The sequence below is a fragment of the Kitasatospora sp. NPDC001683 genome (genome assembly GCF_053596495.1).
In genome coordinates this window covers 1-25,752 of the sequence record NZ_JBSFGK010000102.1, presented here as the reverse complement: position 1 = coordinate 25,752, position 25,752 = coordinate 1, and the positions used below count along the sequence as shown (strand labels likewise).

The following is a 25,752-nucleotide window of genomic DNA, read 5'->3' as shown; positions in this document are numbered from 1 at the left end:
CCGATCTCCCCCGGCGGCCCCGCCCGGAGCCGCCGCGAACGGAGTCCAGTTCGCGGCGGCTCCGGTCGAGAAGGCGCCGTGCTGCGCGCCGCCGAGACCGACCCGCACCGTGAACTCGGGCTTCCCCTGGGCGAAGTCGATGCCCGTGTCCACGTCCTGCCGCATCGTCTCGACATCGAGCGTGCGACCGGCGTCCGGGGCGAACTCGTGGCGGTTGACGACCCGCAGCACCACCCGGCGTCCGTTGACGGTGAGCACCCCCGATCCGTCGATGGCGACGGTGCGGAATCCGATGCGCAGCCGGACCCGTTCGGCGGCCGAGGCCGGTACGGCCTCGTAGCGGAACCTCGGCGCTCCACGGCCGCACCCGGTCGATCACCAGGGGCTCGTCAACCGGCGCACCGGACACGCCGAGCCCCGGGACGCTCGACGTGACGGGGGCGTCGGCGTCCACCTCGACGCGCAGCCGCCCGCCGCCCGTCAGGGCGTCGTGGTCGGCGTGCACGAACACGTCGCGGATGCCGCCCACCGGCTGGGCGAGCAGGGTCACGTCGTCGAACCCCGGCTGCTCGAAGCCGTCCGGGGCATCCGGGCCCACGGGGGAGAACCTGAAGGCCCAGTCGCCGTTCAGGTCCAGGCGGGGGCGTCCGAGGCGGGTGCGGCGCGCGGTGGCGCCATGCCGTGTCCGGGGGAGAAGTCCTCGGAGTAACGCGGGGGCATGCCACTCCTTCGCACAGTCGATCGGTTCGGGGTTGTTGCCCGTCCCCTCGGCATCGGCGGTGGAAACGGGGCAGGACGGGCGCGGTGCCTCGGCACCGTGCCCGTCCTGCCCCGCCGACCGGTCAGGAACCGGCCCGGCGCTTGTTGTAGACGTCGAAGCCCACGGCCGCGAGCAGCACCAGGCCCTTGATCACCTGCTGGTAGTCGGTGCCGACGCCGACCAGCGACATGCCGTTGTTCAGCACGCCGAGCACCAGGCCGCCGATGATCGCGCCCATGACGGTGCCCACGCCGCCGCTGGCGGAGGCGCCGCCGATGAAGGCGGCGGCGATCGCCTCCAGCTCGAAGTTGATGCCGGCCTGCGGGGTGCCGGCGTTGAGCCGCGCGGCGAACACCAGCCCGGCCAGCGCCGCGAGGACGCCCATGTTGGTGAAGGCCAGGAAGACGACCCGCTTGCTCTTCACCCCGGAGAGCTTGGCCGCCGCCTCGTTGCCGCCGATGGCGTAGGTGTGCCGGCCGATGATCGAGTTGCGCATCAGGTAGCCGAAGCCGACCAGCAGGGCGCCGAGGATCAGCAGGACGATCGGCACGCCGTGGTAGCTGGCCAGCAGCAGTGTGAACGTGAACACGGCCGCCGTGATCACGGCGAGCTTGGCCAGGAACAGCCCGAGCGGGAGCACCTCCAGCCCGTACGAGGCGGTCTGCCGCCGGCCGCGCAGCTCCTGGAGGACCGCGACGGCCAGCACGGCGAGACCGAGCAGCAGGGTGAGGTTGTGGTAGTTGGTGTGCGGGCCGACCTCGGGGAGGAAGCCGCTGCTGATGCTCTGGAAGCCCCTGGGGAACGGTGCCACCGACTGGCCCTGCAGCAGGATCTGGGTGCCGCCGCGGAACAGCAGCATGCCCGCCAGGGTGACGATGAACGACGGGATCCCGAGGTAGGCGATCCAGAAGCCCTGCCAGGCCCCGGCGAGGGCCCCGATCACCAGTGCCGCGAGCATCGCCACGGGCCACGACACGTGGTGCTCGACCATCATCACCGCGGCGGCGGCCCCGACGAAGGCGGCCAGTGAGCCGACCGAGAGGTCGATGTGCCCGGCGATGATGACGATCATCATGCCGATCGCCAGGATGAGGATGTAGCCGTTCTGCTGGATCAGGTTGGTGATGTTGAGCGGTTGGAGGAGGATGCCGTCCGTCCAGATCTGGAACAGCACCACGATCAGGGCCAGCGCGACCAGCATGCCGTACTGGCGCACGTTGCCGCGCAGCGTGCGGGCCAGGACGGCACCGACGGAGGAGCCGGGGCCCTCGGGAGCCGGGCCGTTCTGGGTGGAGTCCGGGATGATCTCGGTCTGGGCCATGCGTCACCTTTGTTCTCCCGTTCCTCTCCGGCCCTTCGCGCGGGGAGGAACGGGACTGTGGATTGAAACCGCCGGAGCGGCGGGATGATCTTCGTAGGTTCGGACGAGGGGATTGTCAGTGGTCCCCGTTAGGTTGGTCGTGTGCATCTCCGGCACTCGTATCGCATCTATCCGACGGCAGGTCAGCGCGCTGTGCTGGCCCGGACGTTCGGGTGTGCGCGGGTGGTGGATAACGACGCGTTGGCGGCTCGGAAGGCCGGGCTGCCGTATCCGCGGAGCGCTGATCTGCAGCAGCTGGTGATCACGGCGGCGAAGAAGACCGCCGAGCGGGCGTGGCTTTCCTCGGTGGGTGTGGATCCGCTGATCCAGTCCCTTCGGGAGCTGGACGCGGCCTACCGGAACTTCTTCGGGTCGGTGTCCGGCAAGCGTGCTGGGCGTCCAGTGGGCCTTCCCCGGTTCAAGTCGCGCAAGGACGGCCGGCAGTCGTTGCGGTTCACCCGCAACGGCTTCCGTATCCGGGGCAACGGGAAGCTGGACCTGACGAAGATCGGTGACGTGCGGGGCAAGTGGTCCCGCGCGCTTCCGGCCGACCCGTCGTCGGTGACGATCGTGCTGGATGGGGCAGGTCGGTACCACGCCTCGTTCGTGGTGGACGTGGAACCCGACCACCTGCCCGAGGTTCCCGCGGAGGTCGGTACTGACCTCGGGCTGACCACCTACGCCGTCCTTTCGGACGGCAGGGTGATCGACAACCCTCGCTTCCTGCGCAAGGCGGAGAGGGAGCCCAAGGCCGCGCAGCGGGAGCTGTCCCGCAAGGCCAAGGGGTCGAAGGACCGGGCCAACGCCCGGAAGAAGGCCGCCAGGGCGCATGCCGAGGTGGCCGACACCCGCATGGACTGGTTGCACAAGCAGACCACCAGGATCATCCGCGAGAAGCAAGCGGTGTACCTGGAGGACCTGAACGTGCGCGGCCTCGCAAGGGGCCGTCTGGCCATGTCCGTCCACGATGCTGGATGGGCCACTTTCCGGCGCCTGCTCGAGGAGAAGGCGGGCCGTTACGGTCGCACTGTCCACGTCGTGCACCGCACGTTCCCGTCCTCCCGGCTCTGCTCGGCGTGCGGGCACCGTGACGGTCCCAAGCCCCTGCATGTGCGGGAGTGGGCCTGTTCGACGTGTGGTGTTCTGCATGACCGTGACCTCAACGCTGCTCGCAACATCCTGGCCGCCGGGCAGGCGGACAGGCTAGACGCCCCTGGAGGGCCGGCAGGACCCGGCGTGGCGCTCCCACGCCAGGCACGGCCTGTTGAACGGGGAACCCGCCTCGGCGACCTGCGAACCACGGGTATTCGTGCCGCAGGCGCGGGAGGAATCCCCGTCCGTGAGGGCGAGGAGGATGTCAAACCTGCTCGTTGCTGGATGCGGCGCTCATGGTCATGAGCCGCATGAGGGATTCCTGGGTGGCGTCGGCACGGGCGACCTCGCCGGTGATCCGGCCTTCGGCCATGGTGTAGATCCGGTCGCACAGGCCCAGGAGTTCGGGGAGTTCGGACGAGATGACGAGCACGGCCTTTCCCTGGGCGGCCAGTTCGGCGATCACGGTGTAGATCTCCGCCTTGGCGCCGATGTCGATGCCCCGGGTGGGCTCGTCGAGGATCAGCACCTCCGGCTCGGCGAAGATCCACTTGCTGAGGACGACCTTCTGCTGGTTGCCGCCGCTGAGCGTGCCGGTCCGGGTGAACACCGTCGGGGCCTTGATGTTCATGGTCCGCCGGAACGATTCGGCGACCTTGCTCTCCTCGTGCCGGTCGACCCGGCCGTACCGGGCGACCTTGCCGAGCGCGCTCAGCGAGATGTTCCGGCTGATGTCGTCGATGAGGTTGAGGCCGAGCTGCTTGCGGTCCTCGGTGACGTAGGCGATGCCGTGGCCGATCGCCTCCGGCACCGTCCGGGTGCGGACCTCCCGGCCGTGCAGCAGCACCCGGCCACCGCCCCAGCGCCCGTACGAGCGGCCGAAGACGCTCATCGCGAGTTCCGTGCGACCGGCGCCCATCAGCCCGGCGATGCCGACGATCTCGCCGCGCCGCACGTTCAGCGAGGCGCCGTCCACCACCGTGCGCTGCTGGTCGATCGGGTGCCGGACGGTCCAGTCCTCGACCTCGAAGGCGACCTCGCCGATCTCCGGGGTGCGTTCGGGATAGCGGTGCTCCAGGTCCCGGCCGACCATGCCGCGGATGATCCGGTCCTCGGAGATGCCCTCGGCGCCGATCGCGATGGTCTCGATGGTCTGCCCGTCGCGCAGGATGGTGACGGCGTCGGCGACCCGGGCGATCTCGTTCAGCTTGTGCGAGATGATGATGCAGGAGATGCCCCGCGCCTTGAGCTCGAGGATCAGGTCGAGGAGCTTGCGGCTGTCCTCGTCGTTCAGCGCGGCGGTCGGCTCGTCCAGGATCAGCAGTTTGACCTTCTTGGCCAGCGCCTTGGCGATCTCGACCAGCTGCTGCTTGCCCACGCCGAGGTCGGCGACCCGGGTGTGCGGGCTCTCGTCCAGGCCGACCTGCCGCAGCAGTTCGCCGGCGTGGGTGAGCGTCCGGCGCCAGCTGATGATGCCCCGCTTGGCGTGCTCGTTGCCCAGGAAGACGTTCTCGGCGACGGACAGGTACGGCACCAGCGCCAGTTCCTGGTGGATGATCGCGATGCCGCGCTGCTCGCTGGCCCGGATGTCCCTGAACCGGCAGGGCTCGCCCTCGAAGAGGATCTCGCCCTCGTAACTGCCGTGCGGGTGGACGCCGCTGAGCACCTTCATCAGGGTGGACTTGCCGGCGCCGTTCTCACCGCAGATGGCGTGCACCTCGCCGGCGGCCACGGTCAGGTTGACCTCGGAGAGCGCCTTGACGCCGGGGAACGACTTGCTGATCGACCGCATTTCGAGAACGGGTCCAGCCATGCTTGTGCGTCCGTATCGTTCGGGGCGGTGCGGCGCGGACAGGACTTCCGGGCGTCGCACCGCCGGTTCGGCGCGGGGCCCGGTACGCCGGGCCACGCGGGCTACTTGAGCTGGTCAGCGGTGTACTGACCGCTGTCGACCAGGACCTTCTGGTAGTTGTCCTTGTCGACGCTGACCGGCTGGAGCAGCTGCGCCGGGACGGTCTTCACGCCGTTGTTGTACTGGGTGGTGTCGTTGACCTCGGGCTTCCCGCCGGTCAGCAGCGCGTCGCCCATCTGGACGGCGACCTTGGACAGTTGGCGGGTGTCCTTGTAGACGGTCTCGGTCTGCTCGCCCGCGATGATCGACTTCACCGAGGCCAGTTCGGCGTCCTGGCCCGTGACGATCGGCAGCGACTTCGCGGTGCCGTAGCCGACGCCCTTGAGCGAGGAGAGGATGCCGATCGAGATGCCGTCGTACGGCGACAGCACCGCGTCGACGTGGGCGGTGGTGTAGGCCTTGCTCAGCAGGTTGTCCATCCGGGACTGGGCGACCCCGCCGTCCCAGCGCAGCGTGGCGACCTGGTTGAAGTCGGTCTGGCCGCTCTGCACGACGAGCTTCTTGCTGTCGATGTACGGCTTGAGGACGCTCATCGCGCCGTTGAAGAAGAAGGTGGCGTTGTTGTCGTCCGGCGAGCCGGCGAACAGCTCGATGTTGAACGGGCCCTTGCCGTCCTTGAGACCGAGCTTGTCGACGATGTAGCCGCCCTGGAGGACGCCGACCTTGAAGTTGTCGAAGGTCGCGTAGTAGTCGACGTTCTGGGTGCCCCGGATCAACCGGTCGTAGGAGATCACCGGGATGTGCGCGTCGGCGGCCTTCTGCAGCACGTTGGTGAGGGAGGAGCCGTCGATGGCGGCGATCACCAGCAGCTTGGCGCCCTTGGTGATCATGTTCTCGACCTGGGAGACCTGGTTCTCCACCACGTTGTCGCCGTACTGAAGGTCGGTCTTGTAGCCCTTGGCCTGGAAGTCCTTGACCATGTTGTTGCCGTCGTTGATCCAGCGCTCCGACGACTTGGTCGGCATGGCGATGCCGACGAGCCCGCCCTTGGCGTCGCCCTTGGCCGCCCCGTCGCCGACGCCGTTGGCGCTCTGGCCGCAGGCCGCCAGCGAGAGCACCAGGCCCACCGCGACGAGGCCCGCTGAAAGCTTCCGCACAGTTCCTCCAGTGATGATGTTCCGCGACCGGCGCAGAGCGACCCTGGTTGGGCGACTGGGAGCGGTCGAGCGGGGGCCGGCCGGAGCGGTCCCTCGCGCTGTGGAACGTCGGGGCTGCGGTAGCTCTGGCCTGGCGTGACATGAAGTGTTAACGCTAACAACGGCGCCGTCAAGGGGCGTGAGATCACCGTTGGGTCGCGGTGCCGCCTCAGCGCGTCGGCCTGGGCCTGAACCGCCGGGAGGGAGGTGCTCCGGGGGTGCTCCGGATGAACATTCGGGGAACTGTGGCTGAATGTTGAGTGTGCCGCAGGGGGCGGAGGGGTGGCTGTCTTCCGGGCGGCGCCGTGGACGGCCTTCTGCGTGGGCGGCCATGACGAAGTGCCCGCCTCCCGCCGGCGGTCGGGAAGCGGGCACCTGCCGGTCCGGGGATCAGCCGGTGGCGAGGGTGAGGCCGTAGGTGTCGAGGATCGGGTTGACGGGCTGGAAGTAGGTGGTCCCGCCGGACGTGCGGTTGCCGGAGCCGCCGGAGGTCACGCCCTGCGCCTGGCTGCCCGAGATGAACGAGCCGCCGGAGTCGCCGGGCTCGGCGCACACACTGGTGCGGGTGAGGCCGAAGACGGAGCCCTGCGCGTAGTTGACCGTCGCGTCGTACTGCCTGACGGTGCCGCAGTGCCAGCCCGTGGAGCCCGAGCGGCAGACCGAGGAGCCGATCGGGGCGACGGCGGAGCCGGAGACCGTCACCGTGCCACCCGCGTAGTCGTTGACCTGGGGCTGGGCCGCCCAGTTCGAATCGGTCTGGACTCACGAGTAGTCGTTGCCCGGGAAGCTCGACCCCTGGAAGGTGCCGATCGAGGTGCCGTCCGGGGCGGCGGCGCTCGAACCCGCCTGACCACAGTGACCGGCGTTGACGAAGCCGGGCCGGCCGTTGCCGTCATCCTCGAAACCGCCGAGCGCGCCCGGCAACGCGGCCTGCGGGCCGATCTGACCGTGGCCGACGCCGCCTGCCGGGTCACCGGCCGACTGCCCGCCGCCAGCGATCCGGAGGCCGTCACCGACTGCCTGCGCACCGCCCCCGCCGAAGCCGGCGCCGAGCGACTCGACCATGTTCACGCTCACGCCACCGGCACCGCCCAGGGCGACACCGCCGAACTGGCCGCCGTCACCGCGGTCGCCGCCGAACTCGGCACACGGAGGTCCCCGTCACCTCCCACAAGGGCGCGATCGGTCACCTCCTGCACGTCTCCGCGGTCCCGGCCCTGGCCGCCGCGGCGCTCACCCTGCGCACCGGTTTCGTCCTTGCGACCCCCGGCCTGGCCACCCCCGAGCGGGTCGAACGGGTCGACCACCCGCGGGTGGTGACGCAGTACCCGGACCTGCGGGTGGCCGCGGTGAACAGCTTCGGCTTCGGCGGTAACAACGCCACCGTGGTGCTGCGCCGCGACTGACGTGGTGCGACGGGCGCGGATGCGATCGGCCGGGCCGAGGAGAGCCGCAGGGCCGCGCGTGGTCGCGCGGGCGGCCTGCCGGTTCAGGCGGCGGCGGCCAGGTCGGCGCGGCCGAAGAGCAGGGCGTAGCCGCGGGGGAGGCTGGTGAGGAGGCGGTCGGTGAGGTCCTGGCCGGCCAGGGTGGCGAGGGCGGTCAGCACGGAGGAGGCGTCCCAGCGGGCGGCGGTGAGGGTGGTGCCCAGGGTGCGGGCGAGGGCCTCGACGAACGCGGGGGCGCTGACCGGTGCGGGCAGCGGGATCTGGGCGGCGAAGACGGCCCGGGCCCGTTCGGGCAGGGCGGCGGCCAGATCGCAGCGTTCCTCGCCGGTCAGCTGGGCCCCGAGGTGGGTGAGGACGGCGGTCAGGACGCGGTCGGCTTCCTCGTCGGTCCGGTAGCGGCCGTCGGTGCGGACCTGCTGGACGAGGCGGCGGTGCCGGGTCATGGGTGATGGCCTTCCGGAGTGGGCCGCCGCGGTGTGCGCGCGGCGGCGGGTGGCGGGGACGGGAGTCGGGGAGGGACTCGGGGACGGGACTCGGGACGGACGTCAGGGGCGCTGGCCGGGCGCGGGGCGGCCGAAGAGCAACTCGTAGCCGGGCGGCAGTTGGAGCAGGACGCGTTCCATGAGCTCGTCACCGGCCGCATCGGCGACCGTGGACAGCACGGCGCCGACGTCCCAGAGCGCGGTCTGTTCGGTGGCGCCCTCGATCCAGGCGGCGGTTGCGCGCACGAACCGGTCCGGGCTGAGCGGCTCGGCCGCCTGCAGCGGGTTGAGCAGGACCAGCGAGAGGGCCTCGGGCAGGCGGGCCGCGAGCTGGGCCCGCTCGTCGCCGACCAAGTGGGCGCCGAGCAGGGCCAGCACGACCCGGGCCGCGCGTTCGCTCTCTTCGCGGGTGTCGTATTCGCCGCGTTCGCGGATCTCCTCCAGGAACGCCTCCCATCGGAGCGTCACGACGGATCCTCCCTTCGGCGCTGGACCGTCCGGGCACGGGGTCGTGCGACGGTCCCGGTGGGCGGGGGGCCGGGGAACAGGTGGTGATCGAGGCCGGCGAGTTCGAACAGTCTGGCCACGGAACGGCCGACGCCCCGCAGCACCAACCGGGCGCCCTGCCGGTCAGCCTGGTGGCGGGCCTGGACCAGGGCGCCGAGGCCCGAACAGTCCATGAACGTCAGGCCGGACAAGTCGACCACCACCTCGCGGTGCGCGGCCAGCGCACGGACCAGGTCATCGTGCAGGCGGGGCGCGGTGTCGAGGTCGATCTCGCCGCGTGCCCGCACCACGAACGGAACGGGGATCTGGTCGTACATGGGTGCTCACTGTCCCGCCCGCTCGCGCGCGACGGGCGGGCTCGGGAAGGGAACGGGGCGGGGACCTCTCGCGGGCCCCGGGCGATCCCCGGGACGGCGCGAGAGGCCACCTGGGCCGGGTCAGGCCTGGATCTGCTTGCGGGTGCCGCCATGACTGATCTCGACCTTGCGGGGCTTGGCCCGCTCGGCGACGGGGATGCGCAGGGTCAGCACGCCCTCGTCGTAATCCGCAGTGATTCCGTCGGGGTCGAGGGTGTCGGACAGCATGACCTGGCGGGAGAACACGCCGAGCGGCCGTTCGGACAGCTCCCACTTCACGTCGTCGCCCTGGTGGCGGGGACGGCGCTCCGCCTTGACGGTCAGCATGTTCCGCTCGACGTCGATGTCGATCGCCTCCGGGTCCACCCCTGGCAGGTCGAAGCAGATCACGTACTGGTCGCCGGCGCGGTACGCGTCCAACGGCATCGGCGTGGGTCGGGACCAGGTGCCGGTCGTGCCCAGGAACTGCTGGGTCAGCCGGTCCAGCTCGCGGAACGGGTCGGTGCGCAGCAGCATCGCGAAACACCTCCACTCGGATCGATGGGTGCCAGTGCGCTTCACCTTCCATCGTTGTAGCACGTCATCCGAACGATGACAAATCCAATCGGTCGTCGCTAGCATGACGATATGAGCGAGAAGCCACCGAAGTCCGCCCCGGCCCCCGCCCCCGCCAGGCCGCCCGTTTCCTTTCCCGCCGTCGCGGCGGCACTGGCCGCCATCGACGAGGCGGTCCGCACCGCCCAGGCCCCCGAGGCCTCCCGGCACCCCGCGGGCGCGCCGGGTGAGGCTCCCGGCGGAGCGGGCGCGGCGCAGGCGCTGGCCGCCCTGGTGCTGCTGCGCGAACTCCGGACCCAACTCGCCGGCTGGGAAGCCGGCCTGGTGGAGACCGCCCGGGCGGCCGGCGCCACCTGGGCCGACCTCGCACGGCCCATGGGCGTCGCCAGCCGGCAGGCCGCCGAGAACCGCTACCTGCGCCTGCGCCCCGCTGGAACCACCCGCCGCACCGCCACGGAGACCGGAGCGGAACGGGTCAAGGCCGTCCGCGACCGCCGCGCCGCCGACCGGGCCATCATCGCCTGGGCCCGGGCCAATGCCGCCGAGCTCCGCATCCTCGCCGCCCAGATCACCGCCGCCGGACTGGCCTCCGACGCCCGTCTCGCCCAAGCCGCCCTGACCGCCGCCCTCGGCACCACGGACGCCGCCGACCTGATTGCCCCGCTCACCGACATGCGCCCCCACCTCGGCGCCGACCACGGTGATCTCGCCACCCGCCTCGACGTCCTGTCCCGCCGCACCTCCGAGCTCCGTGACGACAGCGACCGGCGACGGGCCTGACACCTGGTGCTCGGCCGTGGGTGCAGGGACCGGGTGCGCCATGGTAGTTCAGAAGGCCCGGACGGGTGCGGTGGCGGGTCGGTGGGGGCTCAGGGAGCCGGGGCGGGAGGGGCGGGAGGCGCGCCGATGAGGGCGCGCAGGGCGCGGGGGTCGACCTTGCCGTTGGCGGTGAGGGGGAAGCGGTCGACGACGTGGACGGCGTCGGGCTGTCCGTAGCCCGCGTTGGGGCGGGCCTCCTTCAGGACCACCTGGCGTCCCGCCCGGTCCTTCGCGAGGTAGACGCCGCCGGCATTGGAGAAGTGCAGGGCCCGTTCGACCCGGTAGGGGAAGGAGCCGCCGTCGTCGCGGGCGGCCATCGCCTCGGTGACGAAGCCGGGCGGGGTGACCCGCTCGGGGACTTCGAAGACCGGGCGGCGCCGGTCGGGCACCAGGGTGCCGTCGGGGCGGGCGACGGCGAGGACGGGGGTGCCGTCCGGGCCGGGGCAGTAGCGGGAGGCGAATCCCCCGTAGCGCACGTGCAGCGGGGCCGTTACCCCAGCGCAGGTCGGTGAGGATGTAGGGGCCGGCCTCGCCGTCGAGGAGCTTGCCGAGCTCCAGTCGGCGACGGCGTCGTACTTGGTGGGGATGAGTCCCGGGAAGAACAGTGCCACGGACATGCGTCACCCCTGGTTCGTCTGCTGCTGGGCCGGAGTCGGGAAGTCGCCGTCCGGCTCGTCCACGCCCGGCGGGCGGTCGCCCAGGGTCACCGCCGCCTCGACCACGGCGGTCCGCCCGACGGAGCACTCGATCCAGGCGGCGGTGAGCACCTCGTCGAGCTCCTCCGCGCGCTCGACCCGCCGGTACCAGAGGCCGAGGTCGCGGGCCTGGCCGGCGGTACCGGTGGCGCGGTCGGCGGCGGCGAACGCGAAACGGGAGTGCGACCCGCAGACGCGCTCCAGGTTCGACTGGAGCCATCCGTACCCGCCGTTGTCGAGCACGACGTACAGCACCGGGGCCGGGATCTCGGCCAGCGTGGGCAGTTCACCGCGGAAGACGTTGAACGCGCCGTCACCGGCCAGCGCCACCACCGGGCGCTCGGGCTCGGCGAGCGCCGCGCCGAACGCCGCGGCGACGCCGAAGCCGAGCGGCGTCTGCTCACTGGGCACGATCGAACCGCCGGCCGAGCGGCAGGTCCAGTGCGGGTAGAAGTACGACCACATGTCCTGCAGGCCGTTCTCCTGCACCAGGATCCGGTCCTCCGGCACCGCCCGGTCGATCGCCTCCAGCACCCTGGCGACCGTCACCGCCCCCTCGGGGACCGTCAGGCGGGCCTGCTCGGCGCGCTTGGCGGCGGCCTCGAACAGCTCGGAGCGCGCCTCCCGCACCAACTCCGCCCAGTCGCGGGCACCGGGACAGGTGGCCAGGGCCGCGGTCCAGCCGGCCACCGTACGGGCCACGTCGCCCAGGACGTTCAGACCGGGGGAGGCGGTGACCACCGAGTCCTCGCCCGCGACCACCTGGATCACCGGCAGCGCGTCGCGCTCGGGCCAGCCGAAGGTCGCGGTCTCCTCCAGCCGGCTGCCGAGCGCCACCACCAGGTCCGCCCGGTGCCACAGCCGGGCGACCGGCTCCTGGGCGTAGAGGCCGGACACCCCGCAGTACAGCGGGTGGTCCTCGGCGACGGTGCCGCGCCCGGAGGCGGTCACGAACACCGGTGCGCCCAGCAGCTCGGCGAAGCGCTCGATCGCGCCGTCCTCGTTGCGGTGCCGGGCACCGCCGCCCACCAGTAGCAGCGGCCGGCGCGCCGCCGCGATCCGCTCGGCGCTCGCGCGCAGCACCTCCTCGTCGGGGGCCAGCCGCTGCGGCCGGGAGTCGCGCCAGGCCACCGGTCGCGGGATGCCCTGCGCGCCGATCTGCTCGGCGATCTCCAGGTAGACCGGGCCGGGCGTGCCGTTGACGGCCGTCGCGACCGCTCGCTCCAGGGCCGCGGGCAGCTGCTCGGGACGGTCGACCCGTTCGGCCCGCTTGACGAACGGCCGTACCGCGGCGAGCTGGTCCAGTTCCTGGAAGGCCCCGGTACCGAGGCGGTCCAGCGCGGTGCCGCCGGCCAGCAGGACGACCGGGGCGGCGGCGCTGCGGGCCTCCAGCAGCCCGGTCAGCGCGTTGGTCAGGGCCGGGCCCTTGCCGACCACGCACACGGCGGGGCTGCCCTGGGCGAGGGCGTGGCCGGTGGCCATGTAGAGGGCGTTGCGCTGGTCCCGGCAGAGCACCACCGTGGTGTTGCTCTCCTCCAGCGCGGCGAGCAGGTCCATGTCGTCGCCGGGCAGGCCGAAGACGGCGTGCACCCCGAGGTGGGCGAGATGGTCCGCGACCGCGAACCAGGCGCCGGGGAACGGGGGTTTGAAGGTGGGGCGGTGGGTCACGGTCGGCCTTCCGGGAGATGCTCGGCGACGGCCTTGGAGATCAGGATCGGTTCGACCCACTGGCCGGTGCCGTCGGTGATGTAGTTCGCCTGCCGCCCGTAGCCGCCGAACGGCGCGTTGCCGTCGTCGGTGGCGAGCAGGGTGGTGTCGGTGGTCACGGTGGTGCGCCGGGAGAGCGCCTTGACGAGGTCGGGCGCCCGGCCGTAGACGCTGGAGCCCAGGGCCCGTTTGGTGAACATGCGGGTGGTCAGGACGGCGGCGAGTGCCTGTTCGTCCTGGTAGGGCGTCAGGTCGGCGCCCGGGGCGACCACGAAGGGGTTCACGCCCGAACCGAGGAACAGGAACAGCTGGCCGGGGGCGTGTCGGGCGCGGACCTGCTCGGCGTTGCGGCAGGCCCCGGTGAAGACGACCACGTCGGCGCGCCGGGCCTCCTCCTCCAGGAAGTCCCGCTGGCTGGTGGTGGCCAGTTCGACCGGCAGGCCGTGCACCGGCGCCAGCATCGCGTGCAGCCGCGCCATCTGGTCTCCGCCCGGGCCGGCCAGCTCGCCGGTGACCGGGCGCGCGCCCGCGACGACGGTCCGGGTGCCCGCAGTGGCGCGTGAGCACGGCGAAGCCCCCGCCGGACCAGGGCGGGGGCGCGCCGGGAAAGCCAAGTGCCGTGCTCGAGAGGCCGGTTCAGGACCTCCGCGCCACGTGTCGGGCGCGCAACCGGTCGGCCGTGATGGCCAGGCCCAGGACGCAGCCGAGCACGATGTTGGTGTAGTCGGAGTTGACCTGGAGGGTGGTCAGCCCGTTGTTGATCAACTCCAGCAGGACGGCGCCGGCCACGATCCCCAGGACGCGGCCCTGACCACCGGTCAGGCTGACTCCGCCGATGACCGCGGCCGCGATCGCCGTGAGCTCCCAGCCGACGCCGACGCCGCTGGCGGAGCCGACCCCCATCCGGCCCAGCACGAGCATTCCGGCGAAGGCCGACACCAACGAGGAGGCCACGTACATGGACACCACCCGCCGGTCACCGCGGATGCCGGCCAGCCTGGCCGCCTCGGGATTGCCGCCGACCGCGTAGACCTGCCGCCCGGCGTAGGTGCGCTCCAGGAAGAACCACGCGGCGACGGCGATCACCGTGAACAGCACCAGTGGCACCGGGACTTGGGCGAGATAGCTCTGACCGATGTCGCCGAAGAACGGGGAGATGCCGACGATCGAGGTACCGGAGGTGATCGCCAGGGTCACGCCCTGCGCCACGGTGTAGGTGACCAGGGTGACGACGAACGGCGGCATCCGCAGCCGGGTGACGGCCAGTCCGTGGATCAGCCCGACCAGTCCGGCGACGGCCAGGGTTGCCAGCACCGCCAGGCCGGCGGGAAGTCCGGCCCGCACGTTGAACCAGGACATCAGGATCACGCTGGTGCCCAGCAGGGCACCCACCGACAGGTCGATGCCACCGGTCAGGATGACCAACGACTCACCGATCGCGATCAGCCCGTACTGTGCCAGATCGGCGCCCATGCCCTGGAGGTTGACCGCGCTCGCGAAGGTGTCCCGGGCGAGCGCGAGCGCCGCGAACACGGCGACGCAGGCCAGGACGACGCCCACCTCCGGCGTGTCCACCAGTACGCGCAGCCGGCTCCGGGCCGGTGCCTGTGCCTCCCTCTCCGGGGCGGGAGCGGTCCGGGTGGTCATACGGTCGCCTCCGTGTTCGCCGCCGGCTCCGGCCGGCTGGTGGCCGCTGTCATGATCCGTTCCTTGCTGAAGTGCTCGCGCGGCAGGTCGGCGACGATCCGTCCGTGGGCCATCACCAGGATCCGGTGGCAGATCCACAGCAGCTCCTCCAGTTCGGAGGAGGCTGCCAGGACGGCGAGGCCGTCCGCCGCAGCCCGGTCGACGAGCCGGTAGATCTCGGCCTTGGCACCCACGTCGACGCCACGGGTGGGCTCGTCGAGCAGCAGCACCTCGGGGGCGGCGTGCAGCCACCGCCCGAACACGACCTTCTGCTGGTTGCCGCCGGAGAGGTCGCCGATCGGCTGCTCCTGGCTGTGCAGCCGCACCCCCAGGCCGTCGATGATCCGGCGGGAGCGCTCCCGGTCGCCGCCGGGCGCGAGCACGCCGTGCCAGGAGTCGCGCCGCAGGGTGGCCAGGGTCGCGTTCCACCGCACCGGGTGGGAGAGCAGCAGCGACTGCTCCTTGCGGTCCTCCGGCACCAGCCCGATGCCCGCGGCGACCGCGTCGGCGGGGTGGCGCGGGCGGAAACGGCGCCCCTCCAGCTCGACCTCGCCCCCGGTGCGGGGCTGCGCGCCCATCAGGGTGTGCAGCAGCCGGCTGCGGCCCGAGCCCATCAGGCCGGCCACGCCGACGATCTCACCGGCCCGCAGCTCCAGATCGACCGGGCCGAGGCCGTCCGCGGTCAGCCCCCGGGCGGTCAGGACGGTGCGGGCCGTCATGGGGGCACGGCGGACGGCGAGGTCGCGGGCGAGTTCGCCGCCGACCATCTCGCGGATCATCCGCGCCTCGGTGGCCTCGGCCGGGGTGAGATCGGCGACCAGGCGGCCGCCGCGCAGCACCAGCACGCGGTCGGCGACGTCCCGCACCTCGTCCAGGCGGTGGCCGATGAACAGCACCGCGCCGCCGTCCGCGGCGTGCCGCCGGGCGAGGGCGAGGACCTTGCCGGCCTCGACCGGCCCGAGCGAGGAGGTCGGCTCGTCCAGGATCAGGACCAGCGGCCGGTTGCCCCAGGCCTTGGCGATCTCGGTCATCTGCCGCAGCGGGACGGGCAGCCGCTCCACCGGGCGATCGACGTCGACGCCCTCGACGCCGATGTCCGCCAGCAGTTCGCGGGCCTCGCGGCGGGTGCCGGCGCGGTCGAACAGGGCCCGGCGCAGCGCCCCGGCGCCCTGGGCGGCCCGGGTGCGCCGGCCGAGCAGCAGGTTCTCGGCCACGCTCATCCGGCCGACCAGCGGGAACTCCTGCGCCACCAGGCTGACCCCGAGGGCCTTGGCGTGGTCGGGCCGGCCCGGCTGAAGGGGGCGGCCGGCGATCAGGACCTCACCGGCGGTGGGGGAGACGGTGCCGGACAGCACGCCCATCAGGGTCGACTTCCCGGCGCCGTTCTCCCCGACCACACAGGTGATCTGACCGTGCATCAGATCGAGCTCGGGGATGTCCAGTACGGTGACCGGCCCGTAGCTCTTGCGCACCGCGCGCAGGGCCGCGGCCGACTGACCGGCGGTGCGGGCGCCCGGCCCGGTCATCCTGTGATGCCGAGCTGGGTCTGCTTGGCGCGGAACGCCGCCAGATTGTCCGGGGTCACCACGCCGACGCCGGAGCTCAGGGTGCTGCCGTCGGACTCCAGGAACGGCTTGACGATGGCCATGGTGGCGTCCTTGCCCAGCACCTTGAGCGCGGCCAGCAGGTAGGCGCCGGTGTAACCCTGCTGGTAGGGCGACTGGACGACGGTCGCCTGGATGACGCCCTGCTGGATGAACGTGAGGGTCTGGGCGTCGCTGTCGTCCGAGACCACCTTGACCTTGCCGGTCCGGCCCGCGGCCTGCACGGCCTGCGCGGCGGAGGGGCCGTCGTAGGAGTAGACGCCGTACAGGCCGGTCACGCCCGGGTCGGTCTGGATGGCGGTCTGGGCGTTGGTGAGGGCCTTGGCCGCGTCCATGCTGTCGGCGAGCTTGTTGGACACCTTGATGTCGGTGCCCTTCAACGCGTCCTCGAAGCCCTGGATGCGTTCGACGGCGTTGGAGGCGGTCAGCGAGCCGACCAGCACCACGACCTTGCCGTGGCCGCCCAGCGCGGCCTTCATCGCCTCGCCGGCCCGCTTGCCGGCCTGGTAGTTGGGCGTGCCGAGGTAGAGCGCGGCGCCGTCCTCGGCGGGCAGCGGCGAGTCGATCGCCAGCACCGGGATTCCGGCCGAACCGGCGGACTGGATGGGCGACTTGACGGCCGTCGGGTCGATCGCGGAGAGCGAGAAGGCGGAGATGTCCTGGCCGCGCAGGGTCTGGAGGATGGACAGCTGCTGGTCCAGCCGGCCGTTCGCCGGGGCCTGGAAGGTGCCCTTGACGCCGAGGTCGGCGAGGCCCTTGGTGAAGCCGGCCTTTCCGGCGTTCCAGTAGTCCACGGCGACGTTGACCACCATGGCCAGGTCCAGCTGGGAGAGGTCCTTGCCCTGGAGGGCCGTCTTGAGCGCGGCGTCGAGGCGGGTCAGGTTGTCGTCGTTGAAGGTGATGTCGCCCTGGATCGCGGGTGCGGCGGCCGGCGAGCCGCCGGTGGAGGTGCCGGAGTCACCGGCGCCCTGCTTGCTGCAGCCGACGGCCAGCGCGAGGACGACGATCGCGGTGGATGCGACGCGGGTGGCTCTGGAGAGCCGGGGCAGGGTTGTGCGCATGAGGTGGTTCCTCTCGATCGCTGCCGGTGAGTGGGGAGCAGGAGAAAGGCGCGGCGAACCGGCGCGAATGCTCGGGTGTGCTGGTGTGCCGGTGTGGAGTGTGAGCGCTCACATTGCCCAGCGTCAACCACCGTGCAACCACGGACGTGTGACGTACTGACGGCCGGTCATGGGCGATTGGCGCGTTTCCACGCTGTGGACCTGTCAGAACTCTTGACGGGACACGGGCGGTGCGGGCACTGTCACCGGTCCAGGAACCTCCACTTCCCGCCCGGGCCGAAGTGTGTCGCCACGGGCTGGATTGTTAGCGCTCACTTTCCCCTGGCCGCGCTCACGATGAGCAGGGAGACACCATGAGTGACACCAACAGGACCACCCGTGGACGGGGCGCACTGCGCCGCCTCGCCCGCGCCGGGGCGGCTCTCGCCGTCCTCGTCGGCGCCCTCGCCGGCGCCACCGCGACCAGCGGTGTGGCTCAGGCGGCCACGCAGGGGCCGTGCGACATCTACGCCGCCGGCAACACGCCCTGTGTGGCCGCGCACAGCACCACCCGCGCGCTCTACGCGGGATACGGCGGGCCGCTGTACCAGGTCCGGCGTTCCTCGGACCAGGCGCTGCGGGACATCGGCGTCCTGAGCGCCGGCGGCTACGCCGACGCCGCCACCCAGGACTCCTTCTGTGCCGGCACCAGCTGCGTGATCACCGTGATCTACGACCAGTCCGGCAAGGGCAACCACCTCACCCAGGCCCCCGGCGGCGGCGCCGCGCCCGGTCCGGACAACCTCGCGGACGCGACCCTGGCGCCCACCACGCTGAACGGCCACCGCGCCTACGGCGTGTACGTCGCACCGGGCACCGGCTACCGCAACAACCACACCTCCGGCGTCGCCACCGGCGACCAGCCCGAGGGGATGTACGCGATCCTCGACGGCACCCACTACAACGGCGGCTGCTGCTTCGACTACGGCAACGCCGAGACCAGCAGCACCGACACCGGCAACGGCCACATGGAGGCCATCTACTTCGGCAACATCAAGGTCTGGGGCTACGGCAGCGGGACCGGCCCCTGGGTGATGGCCGACCTGGAGAACGGCCTGTTCTCCGGTGTCAACGCGGGCTACAACGCCAACGACCCGACGGTGAACCACCGCTACCTGACGGCCATGGTCAAGGGCGCCCCCAACCAGTGGGCGATCCGCGCCGGCGACGCCCAGTCCGGCGGGCTGTCGACCTTCTACTCCGGTCCGCGCCCGAACGTGGCGGGCTACAACCCGATGCACAAAGAGGGCGCGATCATCCTCGGCATCGGCGGCGACAACAGCAAGGGCGCCCGCGGCACCTTCTACGAGGGCGTGATGACCTCCGGCTACCCGTCGGAGGCCACCGAGAACGCCGTCCAGGCCAACATCGTCGCGGCCGGCTACGCCAGTACCCCGGTGACCGCCACGGGGGCGCTGCGCGGCGCCGGTTCGGGCAAGTGCCTGGACGTTCCCAACGCCTCCACCACCCCCGGGACGCAGGCGCAGATCTACAGCTGCTCCGGAGCGGCGAACCAGACCTGGACCCGCACCGCCGCCGGACAGCTCACCGTGAACGTCTCCGGCACCACGCTGTGCCTGGACGCCTACGGCGGCGCGACGGCCGACGGCACCAAGGTGGTGACCTGGCCCTGCAACGGCGGTGCCAACCAGCAGTGGCAGTTCAACTCCGACGGCAGCGTCACCGGCGTCCAGTCCGGCCGCTGCCTGGACGTCGCCGGGGCGCTCACCGCCGACGCCACGCCCGTCCAGTTGTGGAGCTGCTGGGGCGGCGACAACCAGAAGTGGATCCTCGGGTAGCACCCGCTCCGGCCGACCCGGCCCCGGCCCCGGCCCCGACTCCGCGCAGCCGCGGAGCCGGGGCCCGGCCAACTCCTCTTGACCGCGCCTGCCGCATCGGCGCCGGGCGGACTGGAAGATCGATTCGGAGGTGTGGCAGGGAAATGAGTCGCCGCAGCGCGCAGGGGTCATTACCGTCGGGGGGCATGAAGCTTCTCTCCGTCAATGTGGGCAGGCCCCGACCCAACCCGTGGAAGGGCCTCAGTGCGACGGGCATCGACAAGCAGCCCGTTGACGGGCCGGTCGCGGTCACCGCCCCCGGCCCGAAGGGCACCGGCGCGGTCGGTCTCGCCGGCGACCGCGTCTACGACGTGAAACACCACGGCGGCTCCGATCAGGCCGTCTACGCCTATGCCCGCGAGGATCTCGACGGTTGGGAGGCCGAGCTGGGCAGGCCGCTCGCCAACGGGGTCTTCGGAGAGAACCTCACGACCGTCGGCCTCGACGTCAACGGCGCCCTGATCGGTGAACGTTGGCGGATCGGGCCGGATGTGGTCCTGGAGGTGTCGTGCGCGCGGATCCCATGCTCGACGTTCGAGGGGTGGCTGCAGCGAGAGGGCTGGATCACGCGGTTCACCCGGGCCGGCGTGCCGGGTGCCTATCTGCGCGTGGTCGAGCCGGGAGCCATTCGGACCGGCGACCCCGTCGGGATCGTGCACCGGCCCGACCACGACGTGACCGTCGAAGTCGTCTTCCGCGCGATGACGCTCGAACCGGCCCTGCTGCCGCGACTCCTGGCCGCCGACGCGCTGCCCGAGGAGGTTCGGGCACTGGCTCGCAGGCGCACGACCGCGTAGCTGATCGCGTTCTTCGGCGGAGCGGCTGCGCGAACGGGGGCGGGGGAGTCCAACGCTGGCGTGTGAGGACGGACTTGGATTTCCGCCTCGCTGCCGTGACGGGGCGCGGGCGGCGAGGAACGGCCGAGCCGTGCGACGAAGCGGCGGAGTCGACCCTCCTCCGTGCCGAGGTCAGCGACGCCGCGGGCGGCACCGCAGCGCTCAGCTACCCGATCGGCCTGGCCCGAACGCGCTGCGTGTGCATCGCTCACCTTCCCGCTGCCCCGGCGCGAACAGCGGGAAGGTGATCCGGCAACTCACCCCCGTGGAGGAGGTGTGCGCGTTAACTTGGCGGTATTGGCACATGTCGGCGGCCTGAAGTGCTGGTAAGAAGGGGAGCTGCCGTTGAGCCGAGGGTGACGGATTGGCCTGGACCTGGTCGCGTACTGTGGTCCACAACCGAGGAGGGGACTGCAAGTGGGAACCGACAGCGCCGGGACGGAACAGCGCCAGCCCGTGATGGCGGACGTGGCGAAACTGGCGGGAGTGTCCCACCAGACGGTGTCCCGGGTGCTCAACGGTGCCCCGCACGTCCGGCCCGACACCCGGGACCGGGTGCTGGCCGCCATCCGGGAGCTGGACTACCGGCCCAACTCCGCCGCCCGCGCGCTGGTCACCCGCCGCTCGCAGACCCTCGGGGTGGTCAGCTTCGACTCGACCCTGTACGGCCCCGCCTCGATGCTGGACGGCATCGAGCAGGCCGCGCGCAGCGCCGGGTACTTCGTGAGCGTGACCAGCCTGCGCTCCCTGGACGGTCGTTCGGTCCAGGACGCCGTCGACCGGCTGCGCGACCAGGGGGTGGAAGGCGTGGTGGTGATCGCGCCGCAGACCTCCTCCGTCAGCGCGGTGGCCCGGTTGTCCAGCACCGTGCCGGTCGTCGCGGTCGGGTCGGGCGACCAGAGCCGGGTGCCCATGGTGTCGGTGGGCAACCGCTTCGGTGCCGAAGAGGTTACCGGGCACCTGCTCGACCTGGGGCACCGCACGGTGCACCACCTGGCGGGGCCGGCGAACTGGCTGGAGAGCCGGGACCGCGAGGAGGGATGGCGCCTCGCGCTGCGGGAGGCCGGAGCTCCCGTGCCGGAGGTGGAGCGCGGTGACTGGAGCGCCCGCTCGGGTTATCAGGCGGGTCTGCGGATCGCCCGACTGGCCGAGGTCACCGCAGTCTTCTGCGCGAACGATCACATGGCGCTCGGCCTGTTGCGGGCTCTGCACGAGGCCGGCCGCTCGGTCCCCGAGGGCATCAGCGTGGTCGGCTTCGACGACATCCCGGAGGCCGCGTACTTCACCCCGCCGCTGACCACCGTGCGGCAGGACTTCGCCGAACTCGGCCGCCGGGCCCTGGAGATGCTCGTCGGGGAGCTGGAGGGCGTGGCGCTCTCCGATTCCCATGTGCAGATCCTGCCGGAGATGGTGCTGCGGCGCAGCGTGGGCCCTGCCCCCGGGGCGTTCAGTCTGTAGTCGCCGGCCGGCGCGCTGATCACCCGGTTTCGAGAGTTCCGCCCTTGTGAAACTTCCCTTGACACCGTGATTGTTAGCGCTAACAATCACGGTGAGCGTTAACAACATGCTCCCCCCACTCCGCCGGCCGGGCCACCACCGCATCCCGCTTCGTGCGCCCGGTCGACGGCCAGCGTTCCGCCCTTAAGAGGGAGAGGTAGCGGAACGAAGCCTGTCGCCGGTGCGTTCCGCCCTGCCCCGGTCGAGGACCGCACCGGCGACAGACGACGGACAGCAGACCACAGCCGACAGCCGATGGCTGACAGGCGCACACCACAGCCCTCCCGTACGAAGGATGACGAAGTGACCGTGATCCCTGCCGCGCACGACTCCGACCGGTACGTCGTCGGCGTCGACTTCGGCACCCTCTCCGGCCGCGCCGTGGTGGTCCGGGTCCGGGACGGCGAGGAGCTGGGCACCGCCGTCCACGACTACCCGCACGCCGTGATCGACCGCGAGCTGCCCGGCACCGGCCGGCCGCTCCCGCCCGACTGGGCGCTCCAGCACCCGGCGGACTGGCGCGAGGTGCTGCGCACCGCCGTCCCGGCCGCGCTCACCGCCGCCGGCGTCGACCCCGCCCAGGTCATCGGCATCGCCACCGACTTCACCGCCTGCACCGTCCTGCCGGTGCTCGCCGACGGCACCCCACTGGCCGAGACCTCCACCTGGGCGGATCGCCCGCACGCCTGGCCCAAGCTCTGGAAGCACCACGCGGCGCAGCCCCAGGCCGACCGGATCAACGCGCTGGCCCACGCCCGCGGCGAGAAGTGGATCTCCCGGTACGGCGGCAGGATCTCCGCCGAGTGGCAGTACGCCAAGGCACTGCAGGTGCTGGAGGAGGACCCGGCCGTCTACGCCGCCTGCGAGCGCTGGATCGAGGCCGCCGACTGGATCGTCTGGCAGCTCACCGGCGCCGAGAGCCGAAACACCTGCACGGCCGGCTACAAGGGCATCCACCAGGACGGGAGTTACCCGAGCGAGGACTACCTCGCCGCGCTCCACCCGGAGTTCGCCGACTTCGCCCGTACCCGCCTGGAGCACCCGCTCTCCCCGCTGGGCTCCCGGGTCGGCGCGCTCACCGCGCAGGCGGCGGAGTGGACCGGCCTGCCCGCTGGCATCGCCGTCGCCGCCGGCAACGTCGACGCCCACGTGGCCGCACCGGCCGCCCGCGCCGTCGACAACGGCCGACTCCTCGCCATCATGGGCACGTCCACCTGCCACGTGGTCAACGGCGCCACCCTCGCCGACGTCCCCGGCATCTGCGGAGTGGTCGAGGACGGCATCGTCACCGGCTCCTACGGCTACGAGGCCGGCCAGAGCGCCGTCGGCGACATCTTCGCCTGGTGGCTGCGCCAGGGCGTGCCCGCCGACTACCTGGCCGAGGCCGAAGCGAACGGCGAGGACCTCCACCACCTGCTCACCCGCAAGGCCGCCGACCAACCCGTCGGGGCACACGGCCTGGTGGCGCTCGACTGGATGAACGGCAACCGCTCCACCCTGGTCGACCACCACCTGTCCGGCGTGATCGTCGGCCTCACCCTGGCCACCCGGCCCGAGGAGATCTACCGGGCCCTGCTGGAGGCCACCGCCTTCGGCACCCGCGTCATCGTCGAGGCGCTGGAGCGGGGCGGCGTCCCCGTCACCGAGTTCATCGTCACCGGCGGCCTCAAGAAGAACGCCCTGCTGATGCAGATCCACGCCGACGTGCTGCGCCGGCCGGTCTCGGTCGCCGAGTCCGAGCAGGGCCCGGCACTCGGCTCGGCGATCCACGCCGCCGTCGCCGCCGGAGCGTACCCGGACGTCCGGACCGCGGCCGCCGCCATGGGCCGGGTGCGGCGGGGCGCGTACCGGCCCGACCCGGCCGCCGCCGACACCTACGACCGGCTCTTCGCCGAATACCGCGCCCTGCACGACCACTTCGGCCTCGGTGCCGACAAGCTCCTGCACCGCCTGCGCGACATCCGCAACGCCGCCCTCACCACACCGAGCGAGGCCCTGTGAACGCAACCACCGGCCGCCCTGTGAACGCAAACACCGGCCGCCCGAACGCAACCACCGGCTCTGTGAACGCGACCATCGACCGCATCCGCCGCCAGGTCAGCGACCTCCACCAGGAACTGGTCCGCTACAACCTGGTGGTCTGGACGGCCGGCAACGTCTCCGCCCGCGTCCCCGGCGAGGACCTGCTGGTCATCAAACCGAGCGGAGTCTCCTACGACGAGCTGACCCCGGCGAACATGATCGTCTGCGACCTCGACGGCAAGGTCGTCGACGGCCAGCACGCGCCCTCCTCCGACACCGCCGCCCACGCCTACGTCTACCGCCACCTCCCCGAGGTCGGCGGCGTGGTCCACACCCACTCCACCTACGCCTGCGCCTGGGCGGCCCGCGGCGAGGCCGTCCCCTGCGTGCTCACCGCGATGGCCGACGAGTTCGGCGCCGAGATCCCGGTCGGCCCGTTCGCCCTGATCGGCGACGACTCGATCGGCCGCGGCATCGTGGAAACGCTCACAGGCCACCGGTCGCCCGCCGTCCTGATGCAGAACCACGGCGTCTTCACCATCGGCAAGGACGCCAAGGCCGCCGTGAAGGCCGCCGTGATGTGCGAGGACGTCGCCCGCACCGTCCACCTCTCCCGCCAACTCGGCGAGCCCCTGCCGATCGCCCAGGCGGACATCGACAGCCTCAACCACCGCTACCAGAACGTCTACGGCCAGCCCCAGGCCCGGTAAGGAGCCACCCCGTGAAGAAGTCACCGGACGGACACCAGGTCTGGTTCCTGACCGGCAGCCAAGGGCTCTACGGCGAGCAGACGCTGCGCCAGGTCGCCGAGCAGTCCCGGCAGATCGCCGCCGCCCTGGACGACGACCCGGCGATGCCCGTCGAGGTGGTCTGGAAGCCCGTCCTCACCGACGCGAGCGCCATCCGTCGGGTCTGCCTGGAGGCCAACTCCGCGGACGACTGCATCGGCCTGATCGCCTGGATGCACACCTTCTCCCCGGCCAAGATGTGGATCGCCGGCCTCGACGCCCTGCAGAAGCCGCTGCTCCACCTGCACACCCAGGCCAACGTCGAACTGCCCTGGGACTCCATCGACATGGACTTCATGAACCTGAACCAGGCCGCCCACGGCGACCGCGAGTTCGGCTACATCCAGTCCCGCCTCGGCGTCGCCCGCAAGACCGTCGCCGGACACGTCAGCGACCCGACCGTGGCCGCCAGGGTCGCCACCTGGGCCCGCGCCGCCGCCGGCCGTGCCGAACTGCGCGGCCTCAAGCTCGCCCGCTTCGGCGACAACATGCGCGACGTCGCCGTCACCGAGGGCGACAAGGTCGAGGCCCAGCGCCGCTTCGGCGTCTCCGTCAACACCTACGGCGTCAACGACCTGGTCGCCGCGGTGGACGCGGCCGACGACGGCGACGTCACCGCGCTCGTCAAGGACTACGAGGACGGCTACCGCCTCGCGCCCGAGCTGCGGGCCGGCGGCGAGCGCCACGAATCGCTGCGCTACGCGGCGCGCATCGAGCTCGGCCTGCGCGGCTTCCTGGAGCAGGGCGGCTTCAAGGCCTTCACCACCAACTTCGAGGACCTCGGCGGACTACGCCAACTGCCCGGCCTCGCCGTGCAGCGGCTGATGGCCGACGGCTACGGCTTCGGCGGCGAGGGCGACTGGAAGACCGCCACCCTGCTGCGCACCCTCAAGGTGGTGTCCGGCGGGCTGCCCGGTGGCACCTCCTTCATGGAGGACTACACCTACCACCTGGAGTTCGGCTGCGAGCTGATCCTCGGCGCACACATGCTGGAGGTCTGCCCGAGCATCGCGGCCGGCACCCCCTCCTGCGAGATCCACCCGCTGTCGATCGGCGGACGGGAGGACCCGGTCCGGCTGGTCTTCGACGCCGAGCCCGGCCCGGCCGTGGTGGTCGGCCTCGCGGACCTGGGCGACCGGTTCCGGCTGGTCGCCAACGAAGTGGACGTGGTCGTGCCACCGGCACCGCTGCCGCACCTGCCGGTCGCCCGCGCGGTGTGGGAGCCGCGTCCGGACCTCCACACCTCCACCGAGGCCTGGCTGACGGCCGGCGGGCCGCACCACACCGTGCTCTCCCGCGCGGTCGGCACCGAGGAGCTCGAGGACCTCGCCGAGATGCTGGGCGTGGAGCTCCTGGTGATCGACGAGGACACGTCGCTCCGCCGGTTCACCAGGGAACTGCGCTGGAACCAGGCGTACTACCGCCTGGCCCAGGGGCTGTGAGCCCCGTGCCGAGAGCCGACGACGCCCGCCCCCCCCGCGGGCCGGGCCCCGGTGCCCCCCCCACCCCCCCGGAACGGAGCACACCGCGGCCGAGCGCAGCCCACGGGGGCCAC

At 71.9% G+C, this 25,752-nt stretch carries 22 protein-coding genes and 2 pseudogenes; 9 read left to right on the top strand and 15 right to left on the bottom strand.

Going from position 1 to position 25,752, the window contains the following annotated elements:
* Positions 1-258, bottom strand: a 258-nt coding sequence (locus ACWCYO_RS34515) for a glycoside hydrolase family 2 TIM barrel-domain containing protein (RefSeq protein WP_449786414.1), incomplete at its 3' end; no start/stop codon positions are given.
* A 584-nt stretch (positions 259-842) separates the two neighbouring features.
* The gene (gene mmsB / locus ACWCYO_RS34510) at positions 843-2,081 is read right to left on the bottom strand and encodes a multiple monosaccharide ABC transporter permease (RefSeq protein ID WP_449786413.1); all 1,239 of its coding nucleotides are present in this window, start codon (positions 2,079-2,081) and stop codon (positions 843-845) included.
* Positions 2,082-2,222: 141 nt separating this feature from the next.
* On the opposite strand from mmsB, the gene ACWCYO_RS34505 reads away from it, so the two are divergent.
* On the top strand, positions 2,223-3,518 hold the full coding sequence (locus ACWCYO_RS34505) for an RNA-guided endonuclease InsQ/TnpB family protein (RefSeq protein ID WP_449786412.1): 1,296 nt from the start codon (positions 2,223-2,225) through the stop codon (positions 3,516-3,518).
* Here ACWCYO_RS34505 and mmsA read toward each other — a convergent pair.
* The 3 genes and pseudogenes from mmsA to ACWCYO_RS34490 all read right to left on the bottom strand — a co-directional run.
* Positions 3,478-5,025 carry a multiple monosaccharide ABC transporter ATP-binding protein gene (gene mmsA, locus ACWCYO_RS34500; protein ID WP_270140257.1) on the bottom strand — a complete coding sequence of 516 codons (1,548 nt, stop codon included), beginning with the start codon at positions 5,023-5,025 and terminating at the stop codon, positions 3,478-3,480. The two genes, ACWCYO_RS34505 and mmsA, sit on opposite strands and share 41 nt — an antisense overlap.
* Before the next feature lie 101 nt (positions 5,026-5,126).
* Positions 5,127-6,221 (bottom strand): multiple monosaccharide ABC transporter substrate-binding protein, encoded by a 1,095-nt coding sequence (gene chvE / locus ACWCYO_RS34495; protein ID WP_449786411.1) that lies wholly within the window; start codon positions 6,219-6,221, stop codon positions 5,127-5,129.
* 429 nt (positions 6,222-6,650) lie between these two features.
* A pseudogene (locus ACWCYO_RS34490) lies at positions 6,651-7,136 on the bottom strand (S1 family peptidase); the annotation flags it as partial.
* On the opposite strand from ACWCYO_RS34490, the gene ACWCYO_RS34485 reads away from it, so the two are divergent.
* Positions 7,116-7,580, top strand: a complete 465-nt coding sequence (locus ACWCYO_RS34485; protein ID WP_449786410.1) for a hypothetical protein — start codon at positions 7,116-7,118, stop codon at positions 7,578-7,580. The pseudogene ACWCYO_RS34490 and the gene ACWCYO_RS34485 sit on opposite strands and share 21 nt — an antisense overlap.
* 169 nt (positions 7,581-7,749) lie before the next feature.
* Here the strand turns inward: ACWCYO_RS34485 and ACWCYO_RS34480 are convergent, their stop codons facing one another.
* From ACWCYO_RS34480 to ACWCYO_RS34465, 4 genes are all read right to left on the bottom strand, one after another.
* Positions 7,750-8,148 carry a DUF2267 domain-containing protein gene (locus ACWCYO_RS34480; protein WP_270140255.1) on the bottom strand — a complete coding sequence of 133 codons (399 nt, stop codon included), beginning with the start codon at positions 8,146-8,148 and terminating at the stop codon, positions 7,750-7,752.
* A 102-nt stretch (positions 8,149-8,250) separates the two neighbouring features.
* Entirely contained in the window at positions 8,251-8,655 is a 405-nt protein-coding gene (locus ACWCYO_RS34475; protein ID WP_270140254.1) for a DUF2267 domain-containing protein, read from the bottom strand.
* On the bottom strand, positions 8,652-9,011 hold the full coding sequence (locus ACWCYO_RS34470) for an STAS domain-containing protein (RefSeq protein WP_270140252.1): 360 nt from the start codon (positions 9,009-9,011) through the stop codon (positions 8,652-8,654). The genes ACWCYO_RS34475 and ACWCYO_RS34470 overlap by 4 nt, the downstream gene beginning before the upstream one ends.
* A gap of 120 nt (positions 9,012-9,131) precedes the next feature.
* The gene (locus ACWCYO_RS34465; RefSeq protein ID WP_270140251.1) at positions 9,132-9,566 is read right to left on the bottom strand and encodes an Hsp20/alpha crystallin family protein; all 435 of its coding nucleotides are present in this window, start codon (positions 9,564-9,566) and stop codon (positions 9,132-9,134) included.
* A gap of 111 nt (positions 9,567-9,677) precedes the next feature.
* Here ACWCYO_RS34465 and ACWCYO_RS34460 point away from each other — a divergent pair, with 111 nt between their 5' ends.
* Entirely contained in the window at positions 9,678-10,385 is a 708-nt protein-coding gene (locus ACWCYO_RS34460) for a hypothetical protein (RefSeq protein WP_449786409.1), read from the top strand.
* Positions 10,386-10,564: 179 nt separating this feature from the next.
* Here the strand turns inward: ACWCYO_RS34460 and ACWCYO_RS34455 are convergent.
* The 6 genes and pseudogenes from ACWCYO_RS34455 to ACWCYO_RS34430 form a co-directional block, all read right to left on the bottom strand.
* Positions 10,565-10,976: pseudogene (locus ACWCYO_RS34455) on the bottom strand (class III lanthionine synthetase LanKC N-terminal domain-containing protein); the annotation flags it as partial.
* Between the two features lie 68 nt (positions 10,977-11,044).
* On the bottom strand, positions 11,045-12,787 hold the full coding sequence (locus tag ACWCYO_RS34450) for a thiamine pyrophosphate-binding protein (RefSeq protein WP_449786408.1): 1,743 nt from the start codon (positions 12,785-12,787) through the stop codon (positions 11,045-11,047).
* On the bottom strand, positions 12,784-13,305 hold the full coding sequence (locus tag ACWCYO_RS34445) for a hypothetical protein (RefSeq protein ID WP_449786407.1): 522 nt from the start codon (positions 13,303-13,305) through the stop codon (positions 12,784-12,786). The genes ACWCYO_RS34450 and ACWCYO_RS34445 overlap by 4 nt, the downstream gene beginning before the upstream one ends.
* Before the next feature lie 157 nt (positions 13,306-13,462).
* The gene (locus ACWCYO_RS34440) at positions 13,463-14,473 is read right to left on the bottom strand and encodes an ABC transporter permease (protein ID WP_270140243.1); all 1,011 of its coding nucleotides are present in this window, start codon (positions 14,471-14,473) and stop codon (positions 13,463-13,465) included.
* Positions 14,470-16,038, bottom strand: a complete 1,569-nt coding sequence (locus tag ACWCYO_RS34435) for a sugar ABC transporter ATP-binding protein (protein ID WP_449786406.1) — start codon at positions 16,036-16,038, stop codon at positions 14,470-14,472. Before ACWCYO_RS34435 ends, ACWCYO_RS34440 begins: the two co-directional genes overlap by 4 nt.
* Positions 16,035-17,177, bottom strand: coding sequence for a substrate-binding domain-containing protein (locus ACWCYO_RS34430; protein ID WP_270140240.1), 1,143 nt, complete (start codon positions 17,175-17,177; stop codon positions 16,035-16,037). Before ACWCYO_RS34430 ends, ACWCYO_RS34435 begins: the two co-directional genes overlap by 4 nt.
* Before the next feature lie 353 nt (positions 17,178-17,530).
* On the opposite strand from ACWCYO_RS34430, the gene ACWCYO_RS34425 reads away from it, so the two are divergent.
* The 6 genes from ACWCYO_RS34425 to araA all read left to right on the top strand — a co-directional run bounded on the left by ACWCYO_RS34425 (position 17,531) and on the right by araA (position 25,639).
* Complete coding sequence (locus tag ACWCYO_RS34425) at positions 17,531-19,015, top strand: arabinofuranosidase catalytic domain-containing protein (protein WP_449786405.1); 1,485 nt, start codon at positions 17,531-17,533, stop codon at positions 19,013-19,015.
* Between the two features lie 185 nt (positions 19,016-19,200).
* Entirely contained in the window at positions 19,201-19,851 is a 651-nt protein-coding gene (locus tag ACWCYO_RS34420; RefSeq protein WP_449786404.1) for an MOSC domain-containing protein, read from the top strand.
* Positions 19,852-20,349: 498 nt separating this feature from the next.
* Positions 20,350-21,348 (top strand): LacI family DNA-binding transcriptional regulator, encoded by a 999-nt coding sequence (locus ACWCYO_RS34415; protein WP_449786415.1) that lies wholly within the window; start codon positions 20,350-20,352, stop codon positions 21,346-21,348.
* Positions 21,349-21,642: 294 nt separating this feature from the next.
* On the top strand, positions 21,643-23,388 hold the full coding sequence (locus tag ACWCYO_RS34410) for a ribulokinase (protein WP_405000576.1): 1,746 nt from the start codon (positions 21,643-21,645) through the stop codon (positions 23,386-23,388).
* A gap of 62 nt (positions 23,389-23,450) precedes the next feature.
* Positions 23,451-24,119, top strand: coding sequence for an L-ribulose-5-phosphate 4-epimerase (locus tag ACWCYO_RS34405; protein ID WP_270140231.1), 669 nt, complete (start codon positions 23,451-23,453; stop codon positions 24,117-24,119).
* Between the two features lie 11 nt (positions 24,120-24,130).
* Positions 24,131-25,639: an L-arabinose isomerase gene (gene araA, locus ACWCYO_RS34400; RefSeq protein WP_449786403.1), complete on the top strand. Its 1,509-nt coding sequence runs from the start codon at positions 24,131-24,133 to the stop codon at positions 25,637-25,639.
* The last annotated feature ends 113 nt before the right edge of the window (positions 25,640-25,752 follow it).